The sequence below is a fragment of the Segatella copri genome, assembly GCF_051861805.1.
Lineage (GTDB): Bacteria > Bacteroidota > Bacteroidia > Bacteroidales > Bacteroidaceae > Prevotella > Prevotella copri_M.
Window position 1 is genome coordinate 2793582 of record NZ_CP146520.1, and the last position, 14212, is coordinate 2807793.

11 protein-coding genes and 3 tRNA genes are annotated in these 14212 nt (G+C 49.1%); 6 read left to right on the top strand and 8 right to left on the bottom strand.

From position 1 onward, the window contains the following. Window positions 1-33 precede the first annotated feature (33 nt). The 7 genes from V8Z93_RS11020 to spt form a co-directional block, all read right to left on the bottom strand. Window positions 34-813 carry an LrgB family protein gene (locus V8Z93_RS11020; protein WP_439431518.1) on the bottom strand — a complete coding sequence of 260 codons (780 nt, stop codon included), beginning with the start codon at window positions 811-813 and terminating at the stop codon, window positions 34-36. After that, window positions 765-1124: a CidA/LrgA family protein gene (locus V8Z93_RS11025; RefSeq protein ID WP_203041260.1), complete on the bottom strand. Its 360-nt coding sequence runs from the start codon at window positions 1122-1124 to the stop codon at window positions 765-767. Before V8Z93_RS11025 ends, V8Z93_RS11020 begins: the two co-directional genes overlap by 49 nt. A gap of 70 nt (window positions 1125-1194) precedes the next feature. Then, entirely contained in the window at window positions 1195-1764 is a 570-nt protein-coding gene (locus V8Z93_RS11030; protein WP_203041261.1) for an AAA family ATPase, read from the bottom strand. A 77-nt stretch (window positions 1765-1841) separates the two neighbouring features. Continuing rightward, window positions 1842-1915 (bottom strand) — tRNA-Pro (locus V8Z93_RS11035). A gap of 37 nt (window positions 1916-1952) precedes the next feature. Next, window positions 1953-2026 (bottom strand) — tRNA-Pro (locus V8Z93_RS11040). Window positions 2027-2063: 37 nt separating this feature from the next. Beyond that, window positions 2064-2137: transfer RNA gene (locus V8Z93_RS11045), tRNA-Pro, on the bottom strand. Between the two features lie 234 nt (window positions 2138-2371). Continuing rightward, on the bottom strand, window positions 2372-3565 hold the full coding sequence (gene spt / locus V8Z93_RS11050; protein ID WP_203049582.1) for a serine palmitoyltransferase: 1194 nt from the start codon (window positions 3563-3565) through the stop codon (window positions 2372-2374). 194 nt (window positions 3566-3759) lie between these two features. Between spt and V8Z93_RS11055 the strand changes: the two genes are divergently transcribed. Further along, window positions 3760-4800: a diacylglycerol/lipid kinase family protein gene (locus V8Z93_RS11055; RefSeq protein ID WP_439431519.1), complete on the top strand. Its 1041-nt coding sequence runs from the start codon at window positions 3760-3762 to the stop codon at window positions 4798-4800. Window positions 4801-4928: 128 nt separating this feature from the next. On the opposite strand, the gene V8Z93_RS11060 is transcribed toward V8Z93_RS11055, so the two are convergent. Continuing rightward, window positions 4929-5573, bottom strand: a complete 645-nt coding sequence (locus V8Z93_RS11060) for a tRNA1(Val) (adenine(37)-N6)-methyltransferase (RefSeq protein ID WP_439431520.1) — start codon at window positions 5571-5573, stop codon at window positions 4929-4931. Window positions 5574-5825: 252 nt separating this feature from the next. Here V8Z93_RS11060 and lon point away from each other — a divergent pair, with 252 nt between their 5' ends. The 5 genes from lon (at window position 5826) to V8Z93_RS11085 (ending at window position 14175) form a co-directional block, all read left to right on the top strand. Continuing rightward, window positions 5826-8303, top strand: coding sequence for an endopeptidase La (lon, locus tag V8Z93_RS11065; protein ID WP_439431521.1), 2478 nt, complete (start codon window positions 5826-5828; stop codon window positions 8301-8303). A gap of 6 nt (window positions 8304-8309) precedes the next feature. Further along, a complete protein-coding gene (tgt, locus tag V8Z93_RS11070) occupies window positions 8310-9437 on the top strand; it encodes a tRNA guanosine(34) transglycosylase Tgt (protein WP_218412232.1) in 1128 nt (375 codons plus the stop codon). Window positions 9438-9502: 65 nt separating this feature from the next. Continuing rightward, window positions 9503-10765: an LptF/LptG family permease gene (locus V8Z93_RS11075; protein WP_203049584.1), complete on the top strand. Its 1263-nt coding sequence runs from the start codon at window positions 9503-9505 to the stop codon at window positions 10763-10765. 84 nt (window positions 10766-10849) lie between these two features. Next, on the top strand, window positions 10850-12688 hold the full coding sequence (locus V8Z93_RS11080; protein ID WP_439431522.1) for a DEAD/DEAH box helicase: 1839 nt from the start codon (window positions 10850-10852) through the stop codon (window positions 12686-12688). A gap of 188 nt (window positions 12689-12876) precedes the next feature. Next, complete coding sequence (locus V8Z93_RS11085; RefSeq protein ID WP_439431523.1) at window positions 12877-14175, top strand: ComEC/Rec2 family competence protein; 1299 nt, start codon at window positions 12877-12879, stop codon at window positions 14173-14175. The last annotated feature ends 37 nt before the right edge of the window (window positions 14176-14212 follow it).

A 14212-nucleotide genomic window follows, 5' to 3' on the forward strand; every position in this document is an offset into this window, starting at 1 on the left:
AAGATGATAAGAAAGCAAATGTTGCTTACATGGTTACATGAACATGGCGAAGATGGAAGAACCAATCACCGTCATCACACCACATACCACAATGGAAAGGCTACTCATCGCACCCTCGATGGTACCCATCTCCATCGCCTTCGCCGTACCCAGCGCATGGGCAGAACATCCGATGGCGATACCTTTGGCTATAGGTTCCTTGATGCAGAGCAGCTTGAGGAATTTCTCAGCAAAGATATTGCCCAAGACACCCGTTACGATGATAACTACTACAGTTACGGAAACATGACCTCCCAACTCCTCAGAAACACCGATACCGATGGCGGTGGTGATAGACTTCGGTAGGAAGGTGACATAAGCCGCATGGTCGAAATGGAAGAGCAAAGCCAGAATCAAGACAGAACAGAGACTTGCCAACACACCCGCCAGGATACCAATCAATACAGCACGATAATTCTTCTTGAGTAACTCTACCTGCTGATAAAGCGGCACAGCCAGACAAATGGTTGCAGGAGTAAGCAGATAACTGATGCAGTTGGCACCCGCACTATACGTCTTGTAGTCTACCCCAGTAATCAGCAAGGTAACAATCACCAAGATGATAGAGATAAGCAACGGGTTCATCAGCGACCATCCTGTCTTTACCTTCAGCAACATACCGATGGCGTATGCAGCCAGACTGATGAGAACTCCGAAAAATACGGAATCCTGGAACAACGGAACCGAAGCACCCAGCATGGTCATAGAAGATAAGAAAAGCGACATCATTTCTTCGCCTCCTTTCCCTTTCTGATAACAAACTGAGTAATCCATCCCGAAGCCCCCATAACCACGAAGGTGCTGACCACGGTAACGACAACATACTGCAGCCATGCGCCGGCAATCGACTGCCAGGAATCAATGAGACCCACTGCAGCAGGAATAAACATCACAGGCATGATGGCAATCAGAAAACCACTCGTCTCCCTGATATGCTTCACCTTGACCAACTTCAACTCCAAAGCCGCAAAGAGCAAGACGATGCCATAGATGCTGGCAGGGATAGGCAGCGGCAGCAGGTAATGGAGCAATTCTCCCGCAAAAGAGAATGCAATGATAATTAAAAACTGAATTAAAAATTTCATCCTAAATACTATTTTTTGAAACTGACCGTTAGTAGTCCTTTAAAACCTCCTAACAGGTAACTCCTTACTTTTACAATACCGCTTCTACATAAGTCTCAATGGCACTTGCCGTCTTCTCTACGCCCAGGCGAACCGTATCCAGACAAACGTCATAATCATCCGCATTACCCCATGTTAGTCCGGTATAATACTGGTGATAAGCTACACGGCAATAATCGGCATGTTCCACAAACTCGGCAGCCTCATTACGGGTTAATCCCTGTTCCTCTTGGATTTCCTCGATACGAGCTTGCAAACCACCCTTCAGGAACACGGATACCAGATCCTTGCGCTCTCTGAAGATATAGTTTCCACAGCGTCCGATGATGATACAATTCTCCTGTCCGATCATATCCGCCAAAGCATGAAGAGGTTTTTCGGTGAGCAGCTTCTGGTTCTCACCTAGGGAAGACATAGAAAAGAGCAATTCATCCACAGGAGTTTCATCGAAGAAAGCCTCCATCTCGTCAAGGATTCCACGCTCTTCAGCCATTTCCATCAAATTTTTACGGGTATAGAAAGGAATACCATAATGTTCAGCAAGCAACCTGCCCACACGAACAGCGCCACATCCACACTGGCGCGCAATCGTAATAATCATGATAGTAACATTTTTAAATTAAACTTATATAAAGCAAGAAAGCTAAGAAGATTTAATCTTCTTAGCTTTCTTGAATGTCGGGGCGACAGGATTCGAACCTGCGACCACCTGTTCCCAAAACAGGAGCGCTACCGGGCTGCGCTACACCCCGCTTCTACATTAGCAATTTATCATCAGAAACAATCAAGTCGGGGCGACAGGATTCGAACCTGCGACCACCTGTTCCCAAAACAGGAGCGCTACCGGGCTGCGCTACACCCCGCTTTTACTTATGCTATCCGTCACTAGAGAAGATTGAGTCGGGGCGACAGGATTCGAACCTGCGACCACCTGTTCCCAAAACAGGAGCGCTACCGGGCTGCGCTACACCCCGCTTTCATTCTCACTGCAACTTATCTTTGTTAGCGTAAGCATCATTTCTGAATTGCGGGTGCAAAGGTACAACAATTTTCTGATTCCACCAAATTTTCGGGCAACTTTTTTCAAAAAAATATTCATTTTCTTGTTTTTTGCCCAAAATAAAAGGGCAACTTCCGAAAAAGCTGCCCTTTATACCTTATTATATATAGCGATTCTGAAAAATCAGCTATCGCCATCCTTATTGCCATTACGCCTTGATGATTCCTTCCTCTACGAAAATCTTCTTCAAAATCTGAACAGCCTTCTCTACCTGATCCTTGGTATGAGTTGCCATGAGGGCAAAACGTACCAATGTATCCTGTGGAGCACATGCTGGAGGAATAACCGGATTGATGAATACACCCGCATCATAAGCCAACTTAGTAACAACGAATGTCTTCTCAGCATCGCGAACGTAGAGAGGAATGATAGGACTCTCGGTCTCACCAATCTCAAAACCCTCCTCGCGGAAACGCTTCAAGGCATAGTTAGTTACATCCCACAGATTCTTGAAACGCTCTGGCTCTTTCTGAATGATGTGGAGTGCCTCAAGAGCAGCAGCGGTAGCTGCTGGAGTATTGGATGCACTGAAGATGTAAGTACGGCAGTTGTGACGGAGGAAGTTGATAGTATCCTTGTCTGATGCGATGAAACCACCGATAGAAGCCAAACTCTTAGAGAATGTACCCATGATAAGGTCTACCTCATCTGTCAAGCCGAAGTGGTCGCAGACGCCACGTCCCTGCTTACCGAATACGCCGAGACCATGAGCCTCATCCACCATGATAGAGCAGTTGTACTTATGCTTGAGCTTTACAATCTCAGGCAAGTTGGCCAAGTCACCCTCCATAGAGAACACGCCATCAACCACGATAAGTTTGACAGCATCCTCAGGAAGCTTAGAGAGCACACGCTCCAAATCTTCCATGTCGTTGTGCTTGTAGTGAAGCTGGGTAGCGAATGAGAGACGGCGGCCATCTACGATACTGGCGTGGTCACGGTCGTCGCAGATGATATAATCACCGCGACCCACAACACATGCCAACACACCCTGGTTCACAGAGAAACCAGTAGAGAAGCACAATGTCTCGTCCTTACCCATAAACTCTGCAAGCTCCTTCTCGAGCTGTACATGTAAATCGAGGGTACCATTGAGGAAACGACTACCCGCACAGCCTGAGCCATACTTGTCAAGAGCAGCCTTGGCTGCGTCGATTACACGCTGGTCGTTTGTCAAACCCTGATAAGCATTTGAGCCGAACATCAGGATATGGTGTCCGTCGATGTCGGTAACTTCAGTCATCTGCTTACTTGTGATCTCGCGGAAGTATGGATACACACCGGCAGCCATATACTTCTGAGGAACACGATAATTCTTGTATCTTTCTTGTAATTGTCCCATTATAAATAGGTGTACTTTATTTTCTTTTTATATTTATTCTAAGTTTCAGGGTGCAAAGATACAAAAAAAGACTAATATAACCGCTTTTTTCCTAAGAAAGTTTACTTTTAGAGTTTTTTTAATGGATATTTCTTGCTATTTTAGGGATTTTTATTACTTTTGCACTTTAAAAATTACGTTTTCTTGACTAAGATATGAAAAAAAAGATAGTTTTCATCATGAACCCGATTTCTGGAACCAGCAGCAAAGCGGCTGTTCCCAGTTTGATAGATTCTACTTTGGACAAGGAGCTGTTCGAGTACGAGATAAGGTTAACCGAAAGAGCCGGGCACGCATCTGAGATTGCCGCCGAAGCCAGAGACGACCATGCCGACATCGTGGTGGCAGTGGGTGGCGACGGCACCGTCAACGAAGTAGCCCGTTCCATCGTCCATTCAGATACAGCCCTGGGCATCCTGCCTTGCGGTTCCGGCAACGGACTGGCGCGCCACCTGCTCTTGCCTATGAACTTGAAAAAGAGCATCGAGGTAATCAATGCTTGCCAGATACGCGACCTTGACTATGGAGTCATCAACGATTACCCTTTCTTCTGCACCTGCGGAATGGGATTCGACGCCTTCGTCAGCATGAAATTTGCCGAGAGCGGAAAGCGAGGACCTATCAGTTATGCAGAGAACATTCTCAGAGAGGGTCTGAAATATGAGCCGGAGACCTATACGCTGGAAGACGAGACAGGCACCAAGCAATACAAGGCCTTTCTCATTTCCTGCGCCAATGCCTCACAATATGGCAACAATGCCTACATAGCTCCACAGGCATCCATGAGCGACGGACTGATGGACGTTGTCATCATGGAGCCATTCGATGTTCTGGAGGCTTCGCAGGTTAGTTTCGACATGTTCAACAAGACGCTCGACAAGAACTCGAAGATTAAGTCGTTCCGCTGTAAGAAGCTCCACATTTCACGCAGCAAGCCGGGTGTTATCCATTACGACGGTGACCCGGTGATGACTGGTGCCGATATCGACGTGCATCTGGAAGAGAAAGGCATCAAGATGATCATCAATCCATTCGCCGACAAAAGTGTCCGCAAGCCCAACATGATCCAATCGGCCTTTGCAGATTTCTTCAACGACATCAATGTGGTTCGCGACGACATCCAGAAGGATATCCAGCGACAGAGCAAGCGAGTTGAAGCCATCAGTAAACTGGTGCAACGCAAACTGAACCTTTAAAATGACAGGAGTTGGAAATTAGAAGATTTTGCAGGCATGACTATACTTCCTGCAACTTCTAACCTCCAACTCTTGTCTTTATATAAAAATATTATCTTTGATATTAAATCAATATCTTCATATCAAAATTAGCTTACATAGAATTCCTCAGTAATTTTCGCATACCATTCCGATCGGTTCCCGTCAGAATCCATCATTACCTCAATCGCATTTTCCATCTCCACCGTTCTATGTCTGGCAAAGGTCAGCATAAAGCGCTTAGGCTGCTTCCGTTCCACCGTTTTAACCCCACATTGGCGAACAACGCAAAAGCCTAGCAGATAGGCTTCTGACGTAAAAGCATCCAGTACTTCCGACGGTACTATTGCCGAGAACACGCCCTCTTCAGAAAGCAATCGTTTTACCCCCAGAAAAAGATCCCTAAACGGCAAGCTGTCAGCATGGCGGGCCATAGACCTTTTACTGTCTGGATTTTTCAGACTATTCAAGAAGAAGGGAGGATTACTTACGATGGCATCAAACTTCTCCGCCGATTCATAATCCTGCAAGCGGCAGCACGCTATGCTCACCCTGTCGGCAAAGGGACTAGCCGCCACATTCTCACGAGCCTCATCACAAGCCTCAGCATCCAGGTCAACACCTATCACCTGAGCCTCCTGGCAGCGCTGCGCCATCATCAGCGAGATGAGCCCTGTGCCCGAACCAATATCCAATATACGCTTGCCGCCAGGAGCCCATGCCCCCAGCAGCACACCATCCGTACCCACCTTCATGGCACAACGGTCTTGGTGAATTTCAAATTGCTTAAACTTAAATCCTGCCATTTATCCTAACTTTTTTACTTAAAATCATAACGCAAATTTAAGCATTTTATTACATTTACCCTCCTCTATTAAAAATAAAATATAATAAAGAGGAGTTTTTTGGAAAAACAGATGGGTTTTTCACCAAAAATCACTAACTTTGCAAACTAAAAAAGTATATTCATCAAATTTACACCCCCAAAAAGTGTTTATTTAACAAATATGAACGATAATTCAAATACACGAATCCAGATGATTGCCGACTTCGAAGGTGATGCATCCGTGCTGATTCAACAAAGAGAAGCAGGCATCTATCCTACCCTCTGCACACGCGACCTGGTAGTTTTTCCAGCTGTGCTGACCCCTATCGTGGTGGGCAGAAAAAAGAGTCAGGAACTGGTAAACATGCTGGAGCAGAATCCAGAAACGATATTCTGTATCTTCTGTCAGAAGCAAGAAGACACCGAAGATCCTGCAGCAGAAGATCTCTACGAACAGGGAACTTTCGCAAAACTGGTGAAAGTCATCAACATGCCCAACGAGGAGCACCAGAAGACCGTCATCGTACAGGGTCTGGGAAGATGCAAGCTGAAAAGCATCGTAGAATCCCACCCCTACCACATGGCAGACGTGGAGAGCCAACTGGAACTCTGGCCTTCAGAGAAATTGGCCAAGGAGCCGATGTTCAAGACCCTGACCAAGACCTTCTTCGAGGAGTCAATCAAATTCATCAAGAATAACGAAAACATCCCAGACGAGGCGGTCTATGCCATCAATGAGATTTCCAACATCTTCGTCAAGTGCAACTTTCTCTGCAACTCCTTGTCTTTTTCTGTAGAAGATAGAATCAAGATGCTGGAGGAAGAGTTCCTCCCCGACCGTATTATAGTAGCAATGAAGGCTTTGCAAAAGGAGCTGAAACTGCTCTACCTGCAATCAGAAATCAGGAGAAAGACTCAATACGAGATGGAAGAACAGCAGAAGGAATACTTCCTGAAACAGCAGATTAAGCAAATCAAGACTGAACTGGGAGAAGGGGAAGGAAGTCCGGAGAAGAAGGAACTGCTCGAAAAGGCCCAGCACAAAGTATGGAACGGAGCAACCCAGGCGGTTTTCAAGAAGGAGATGGCCAAGCTTGACAACATCTATCCGCAAAGCCCCGACTATCCTATTCAGATCAACTATCTGCAGACGCTGGTAGATTTGCCTTGGAACGAATACACCATAGACAACCTGAGCCTGACCCACGCCAAGAAGATTCTCAACCAGGACCACTACGGCATGGAGAAAGTGAAGGAGCGAATCCTGGAATACCTGGCAGTTAGAAGCTTGAAAAACGGAACGCAGAGTCCTATCCTTTGCCTCTACGGTCCTCCAGGAGTAGGAAAGACCAGTTTGGGAAGAAGTATTGCCAAGGCCATGAACCGCAAGTATGTACGCATGTCGCTCGGCGGTCTGCACGATGAGTCGGAGATTCGCGGTCATCGCCGCACCTACATCGGTGCAATGCCAGGACGTATCATCAAGAACATCCAGAAAGCGGGAAGCAGCAACCCAGTATTCATTCTCGACGAGATAGACAAGGTATCAAGCAATAACTATCATGGCGACCCGGCATCGGCACTGCTCGAAGTACTCGACCCAGAGCAGAACGTAGCCTTCCACGACAACTATCTGGATGTGGATTACGACCTCTCGAAGGTTCTCTTCATCGCCACCGCCAATGACATCAGTTCCATCCCGCGCCCATTGCTCGACCGCATGGAGCTGATAGAAGTAGGCGGCTATATCACCGAGGAGAAGATAGAAATAGCCAAGCGCCACCTGATTCCGAAGGAGTTGGAGAATACGGGTCTCGACACGTTCACCCCGAAGGTGACCTTCAGCAAGGCAGCCATCGAGAACATCATCGAGCACTACACCCGAGAAAGCGGCGTACGCCAGTTGAAGAAGCAGATTAACAAAGGACTGCGCAAGATGGCCTACAAGCTCGCCTCTTCCAAGGAACTGGAAAAGCCTGCCATCACCCCAGCCGAACTGAAAGATATTCTTGGCACGGCACCCTTCAACCGTGACATCTATCAGGGCAACAGTTATGCGGGAGTAGTAACCGGACTGGCATGGACTTCCGTGGGCGGAGAAATCCTCTTCATCGAGACCTCCCTGAGCAAGGGCAGGCAAGGCAAGCTGACCCTGACCGGAAATCTCGGCGACGTGATGAAGGAGTCTGCCGTCATCGCTCTGGAGTACATTAAGGCGCATATCGACCTGCTCGGCGTAGACTATCGCATCTTTGAAAACTGGAACCTCCACATCCATGTGCCGGAAGGTGCCACGCCTAAAGACGGTCCATCGGCAGGAATCACCATCGCCACCAGCATCGCCTCGGCCATCACCCAGCGCAAGGTGCGCAAGAACACCGCCATGACGGGCGAGATAACCCTTCGAGGCAAAGTGCTCCCAGTGGGTGGCATCAAGGAGAAGATTCTGGCAGCCAAGCGTGCCGGCATCACCGACATCGTGATTTGCAAGGATAACGAGAAGGACATTCTCGACATTCCGGAAAAGTATCTCAAGGGCGTAAGCTTCCACTATGTAGAAGACGTGGCAGATGTATGGGAGTTCGCACTCACCGACGAGAAAGTGGAGCACCCTATCAACTTCACCATTCCAGATAACGACAAAAAAGAAGAAAAATAAAGAAAAATGAAATTTGAACTACAAGTAACAGATAAGGCCAGCGATGCACGTACTGGCATCATCACCACCGACCACGGACAGATTAAGACACCTATCTTCATGCCAGTAGGCACCGTGGGAAGCGTAAAGGGCGTCCACTTCGAGGAGTTGCGCCAACAGGTGAAAGCCCAGATTATCCTGGGCAACACCTACCACCTCTACCTGCGTCCGGGACTCGACGTCATCAAGGCGGCAGGAGGACTGCATAAGTTTAACGGCTGGGACCGCCCTATCCTCACCGACAGCGGCGGATTCCAGGTATTCTCGCTCACTGGCATCCGCAAGCTCAGAGAAGAGGGATGCGAGTTCCGCTCACACATCGACGGCAGCAAGCACTTCTTCACCCCCGAGAACGTGATGGATACCGAGCGCATCATCGGTGCCGACATCATGATGGCATTCGATGAGTGTCCTCCTGGACAGAGCGATTTCCAGTACGCCAAAAAGAGTCTGGAGCTCACCCAGCGCTGGCTGGACCGCTGCTTCAAGCGCTTCAACGAAACGGAACCGCTCTACGGCTACCAGCAGAGTCTCTTTCCTATCGTTCAGGGCTGCACCTTCCCTGAATTGCGCCGCGAGGCAGCCAAGTTCATCGCCGACAAGGGCGCAGACGGAAATGCCATCGGCGGTCTTGCCGTGGGAGAGCCAACCGAGGTGATGTATGAGATGATTGAGGTGGTGAACGAGATCCTGCCAAAGGACAAGCCTCGCTACCTGATGGGTGTGGGTACTCCTCAGAATATTCTGGAAGCCATCGAGCGTGGTGTAGATATGTTCGACTGCGTCATGCCAACCCGCAACGGCCGCAATGCGATGCTCTTCACCTATAATGGTACGATGAACATGCGCAACAAGAAATGGGAGATGGATTTCAGTCCGGTAGACCCGGACGGATGCGACATCGACCGCATGACCACCAAGGCCTACCTGCACCACCTGTTCAAGGCACAGGAGCTCCTGGCGATGCAGATAGCCAGCATCCACAACCTCTCGTTCTACCTGCGACTCGTCACCGATGCCCGCCATCACATAGAGCAGGGCGACTTTGTGGAGTGGAAGCGCTCCATCATCGACCAGCTCGGCACACGAATCTAGTTTTGGACTTTGAGCTTTGAGCATTGAACTTTATGGGATGCTCCCATACATATTTACTTTAAATGATGAAAGATTTTAAATACATCAGAAAACATCGCAGACGACTGAAGATGGGCAGAGCCATTGCCCATCGCTTCGGTTGGCTGGTTCCCATCCTCCACCGCATCGCCAAGGTGCTGGGATGGATGGGGCACAAACTGCGTTTCCTCAAGGTGCTCAGGTATCTCAACCCACTGAGATACATCAAGCGACTGGACTGGTATATCATCAAGAAGTTCGTAGGTTACTACTTCTTCTCGATAGCCTTGATTATTACCATTGCCATCGTGTTCGACTTCAACGAGAACCTGGCGAAATTTACGGAGTATCATGCGCCGACCCGGGCCATCATCTTCGACTATTACGCCAACTTCGTTCCCTACTTCGCCAATCTCTTCAGTGCGTTGTTCGTGTTCGTGGCTGTCATTCTCTTCACCTCCAAGCTGGCAGGCAACTCAGAAATCATTGCCATCATGGCATCGGGCGTTTCATTCAAGCGACTTCTGCGTCCTTATCTCATCACCTGCGTGATGCTTTCAGCCCTGAGCTATGCGCTCTCCGCCTACGTCATCCCACATGGCACCGTGGTTCGACAGAACTTCGAGAACATGTATAAGAACAAGAAGAAGAACACCTCTGCCGAGAATGTGCAGCTGCAGGTAGATAAAGGTGTCATCGCCTACATCCAGCACTACGACAACAACGTGAAGAGAGGCTATGGCTTCTGCCTGGACAAGTTTCAGGACAAAAAACTGGTGAGTCACCTCACGGCAATGGAGATTCAGTATGATACCATCTCCGACAGCAAGTACCACTGGAAGCTGAGCAGCTGGAAGGTGCGCCAGCTGAAGGGTATGAAGGAACACATCACGAGTGGAGCACAGAAGGATACGCTCATCATGATGGAGCCTACCGATCTGGTTTACTCCAAGGGACAGCAGGAAACCTTCACCAGTCCGGAACTGAAGGATTATATCTCCAAGCAGATCAACCGTGGTTCAGGCAATGTGGTACAGTATCAGGTGGAGTACTACAAGCGCATCGCCTCCTCGTTTGCTTCCTTCATCCTCACCATCATCGGTGTTTCGCTCTCATCCCGCAAGCGAAAGGGAGGAATGGGAATGGCACTGGGCATCGGTCTGGCACTGAGTTTCGGCTACATCATGCTGCAGACCGTTTCAGCCACCTTCGCCATCCAGGCAAACTTTCCTCCGGCATTGGCGGCATGGATGCCAAACATCATCTTTGCCTTCGTGGCTTACTTCTGCTACCGCAAGGCTCCGAGGTAATTATCAATTAAGAATTAAGAGTTTATAGTTTATAGGGGCACTGCTGCTATAAGCTATAAACTATAAATTAAAAAATTTATAGAAATGTATTTCGACGAATTAGATTTAAACGACAACGTGCTCGACGCATTATACGACATGCGATTCGACACTTGCACCCCCGTACAGGAAAAATGTATACCAGAGATATTGGAAGGTCACGACGTGTTAGGCGTTGCACAGACCGGTACCGGTAAGACTGCAGCCTACCTGCTCCCAGTTTTGAGCAAGCTCGACGATGGCGGTTATCCAAAAGATGCCATCAACTGCGTCATCATGTCACCAACCCGCGAGTTGGCTCAGCAGATAGACCAGGCAATGCAGGGCTTCGGCTACTATCTGCAAGATGTGAGCAGCGTGGCAGTATATGGCGGCAACGACGGCAACCGCTACGACCAGGAATTGAAGAGCCTCCGCATGGGTGCCGATGTAGTTATCGCTACCCCTGGCCGCCTCATCACCCACATTTCTCTGGGTAACGTGGATTTGAGCAAGGTGAGCTTCTTCATCCTTGATGAGGCCGACCGCATGCTCGACATGGGTTTCTCTGAGGACATCAACACCATCGCAAGCAAGTTGCCAAAGACCTGCCAGACCATCATGTTCTCTGCCACCATGCCAGAGAAGATTGAGGAACTGGCCAAGACCTTGCTCAAGGACCCTGTAGAGATTAAGCTCGCCGTAAGCAAACCAGCCGAGAAGATCAAGCAGGAGGCTTACGTATGCTATGAAACCCAGAAGATGACCATCATCAAGGAAATCTTCAAAGCTGGCGACATGAAGCGTGTCATCGTGTTCAGCGGCAGCAAGATGAAGGTGAAGCAGTTGGCTGCAGCCCTTCAGCAGATAGGCATCAACTGCGGTGCGATGCACTCCGACCTGGAGCAGGCAGAGCGCGACGACGTGATGTTCAAGTTTAAGAGCGGACAATATGATGTACTCGTGGCTACCGATATCGTGGCTCGTGGAATCGACATCGATGACATCGAGATGGTTATCAACTACGATGTTCCTCACGATACAGAGGATTATGTTCACCGCATCGGTCGTACAGCCCGTGCCAACCGTGACGGTAGAGCCATCACCTTCGTAAACGAGGAAGACCAGTACTGGTTCCAGCAGATAGAGAAGTTCCTGGAAAAAGTGGTAGAGAAGATGCCATTGCCGGAAGGTTGCGGCGAAGGCCCTGAATACATCAAGCTCAACAAGCCTAAGAAGAACAACGGCCGTGGTGGAAAGGGCGGAAAGCAAGGCGGAAAAGGCCGTGGCAAGAACGGAGAAAGCCGCAACAAGAAGAACGCCGAGAACAGAAACAACGGCGAAAACAAGAACAACGGAGAAAATGGAAACGAAGGCAACAATGCCAATAGTGAGGGTAAGACCAAGACCAGCGCCAAGAGCCGTCGCCAGAAAGACCGTGACCAGACTTCTCACAAGCGCAAGCCAAACAAACCAAACGACCGAAAGGAGAAGAATCCCCGCAACAACAGCGAGAATGGCGAGCAGCCAAATGCTCCAAAGGATGCCAAACAGCAGAATGCCCCTAAGGGAGCCAAGCCACAGAACAACCAGCAGGCTGCTCCACAGAATGGCGAGCAGCAGAACCGTAACAACAAGCGCCGCAACAACAACAAGCGCCGCTATGATGAAAACGGCAACCAGCAGCCTAATGGCAACCAGCGTCCTGGTACAGAGAACAATGTCCGCCCAGGCAGCAATGGCCGTGGCAGAGGCGTAGCCCAGAAAAAGCAGGGCACTTCCCAGCAGAAGCAGCAGAACACCGAGGGCTCCGGCAACCGCAAGTATGCTCCTGTGGTAAACCCACAGAAGAACGAGAACGCGGTGAAGAAATTCATCAAGCGTATCTTCGGATTCGGCAAATAATGATTAGATAACTCATCTGCAGCATCTGCTGTAGATTTACACATTATTATATATATAGGATAAACACTATATACAATAGGATAAGCCCGATAAGAGCGTTGGACTATCACCAACCTTTTATCGGGCTTTTACATAAACCATGGAATCAGCCATCTCATTCCATCGGCTTTCCAGCAAAATCGGTAACTATGGACAGAATCAAAAAGCAACATTTCACCCCACTCATGTCCTTCAGCCTCGTACTGACGGTAGGTATCATCACGGCTAAATATAGCTATGATTACCTCAGCATGCGCCAATGGCTCACCTTCTCCATCCTCCCCTGGAGCTTCGCAGCCTGCTGCTATATGATGACCCAACTCATCCGCCGACACAACCCGTCGAGCCGCACCACCGACAAGCTCATCCACTATCAATGCCTCAACCTCTATCTTTGCATCTTCTGCCTCGGCGGTTGCATTACCGCCCATCACATCAATCAGCTCAATGCTCCCGTTCAGATAAAAGCCTACCAATCACTCTCCTCCTTTGAACGCACCATCCTGAAAGCCCAAGACTTCAGGCTGCAGGCGGAACAACGACTCCACACCCTGCATATCGGAGAACAGGATTTCGCAGTCATCGCAGCCATGGCAATGGGCGACAAGTCGGCACTCAGCCAGGAAACCAAGGAAGCCTATTCTATATCCGGAACAAGCCACATATTGGCAGTTAGCGGTTTGCACATCGGCATCATCTTCCAACTCATTATCCTGCTGCTAGGCGGCAAACGCCGGTCTAAGCTAACCATCATCCTATCCACCACCATCGTCTGGGCATACGTCATCTTTATCGGATTCCCAGCCAGTGCCGTCAGGGCAGCCACCATGCTCAGCATCTACAGTATGGTATTGCTCTCCTTGCGCCCCGACCCAACGCTCAACACGCTGGCATTGGCCTACATCATCATGGTGCTGGTCAACCCGTTCAACATCTTCGACATCGGTTTCCAGATGTCCTTTCTTGCCGTGGGTTCCATTCTTCTGTTCTACCCCCTCTTCTTCTGTCTCCTCTCATCCCACAGCAACATCATCCGCGCAATATGGGGTCTTTTCTGTGTTTCCCTGGCTGCCCAGATTGGCACCCTGCCCCTCATCGTCTTCTATTTCGGCCGCATTTCCTGTTACTCCCTGATTACCAGTTTCATCGCCATCCCGGCAGCCACCCTCATTCTCTATCTCTGCGTCCTGCTTTTCATCCTTTCACCCCTTACCTACATCTCTTTCCTAGCCTCACCCACAGAAGGATTAATGCAGTTGGTGATAAACGTTCTCACCTCCATCACCCAATTCATCAACACCGCCTTCCGGCTGACGAGTATGTTGCCGGGGGCAAGCATCGAGCATGTGCATCTTTCCCTGCTCCAGCTAGCCATTCTCTATGTTGCCATCCTAGCCGGCTACTTCGCTTTCGTAAAATGGTACCGGCTGAAAGAGAAGATGGTCTGAAAATTTGTGTATCACAAAAATAATGCGTATCTTTGCA

Excerpts from the sequence above, each read along its gene's own strand:
- V8Z93_RS11020 (WP_439431518.1), bottom strand. The coding sequence starts at position 813 with ATGGATTACTCAGTTTGTTATCAGAAAGGGAAAGGAGGCGAAGAAATG.
- V8Z93_RS11080 (WP_439431522.1), top strand. The coding sequence starts at position 10,850 with ATGTATTTCGACGAATTAGATTTAAACGACAACGTGCTCGACGCATTA.
- V8Z93_RS11055 (WP_439431519.1), top strand. The coding sequence starts at position 3,760 with ATGAAAAAAAAGATAGTTTTCATCATGAACCCGATTTCTGGAACCAGC.
- spt (WP_203049582.1), bottom strand. The coding sequence starts at position 3,565 with ATGGGACAATTACAAGAAAGATACAAGAATTATCGTGTTCCTCAGAAG.
- lon (WP_439431521.1), top strand. The coding sequence starts at position 5,826 with ATGAACGATAATTCAAATACACGAATCCAGATGATTGCCGACTTCGAA.
- V8Z93_RS11085 (WP_439431523.1), top strand. The coding sequence starts at position 12,877 with ATGGACAGAATCAAAAAGCAACATTTCACCCCACTCATGTCCTTCAGC.
- V8Z93_RS11060 (WP_439431520.1), bottom strand. The coding sequence starts at position 5,573 with ATGAAGGTGGGTACGGATGGTGTGCTGCTGGGGGCATGGGCTCCTGGC.
- V8Z93_RS11075 (WP_203049584.1), top strand. The coding sequence starts at position 9,503 with ATGAAAGATTTTAAATACATCAGAAAACATCGCAGACGACTGAAGATG.
- V8Z93_RS11025 (WP_203041260.1), bottom strand. The coding sequence starts at position 1,124 with ATGAAATTTTTAATTCAGTTTTTAATTATCATTGCATTCTCTTTTGCG.
- tgt (WP_218412232.1), top strand. The coding sequence starts at position 8,310 with ATGAAATTTGAACTACAAGTAACAGATAAGGCCAGCGATGCACGTACT.
- V8Z93_RS11030 (WP_203041261.1), bottom strand. The coding sequence starts at position 1,764 with ATGATTATTACGATTGCGCGCCAGTGTGGATGTGGCGCTGTTCGTGTG.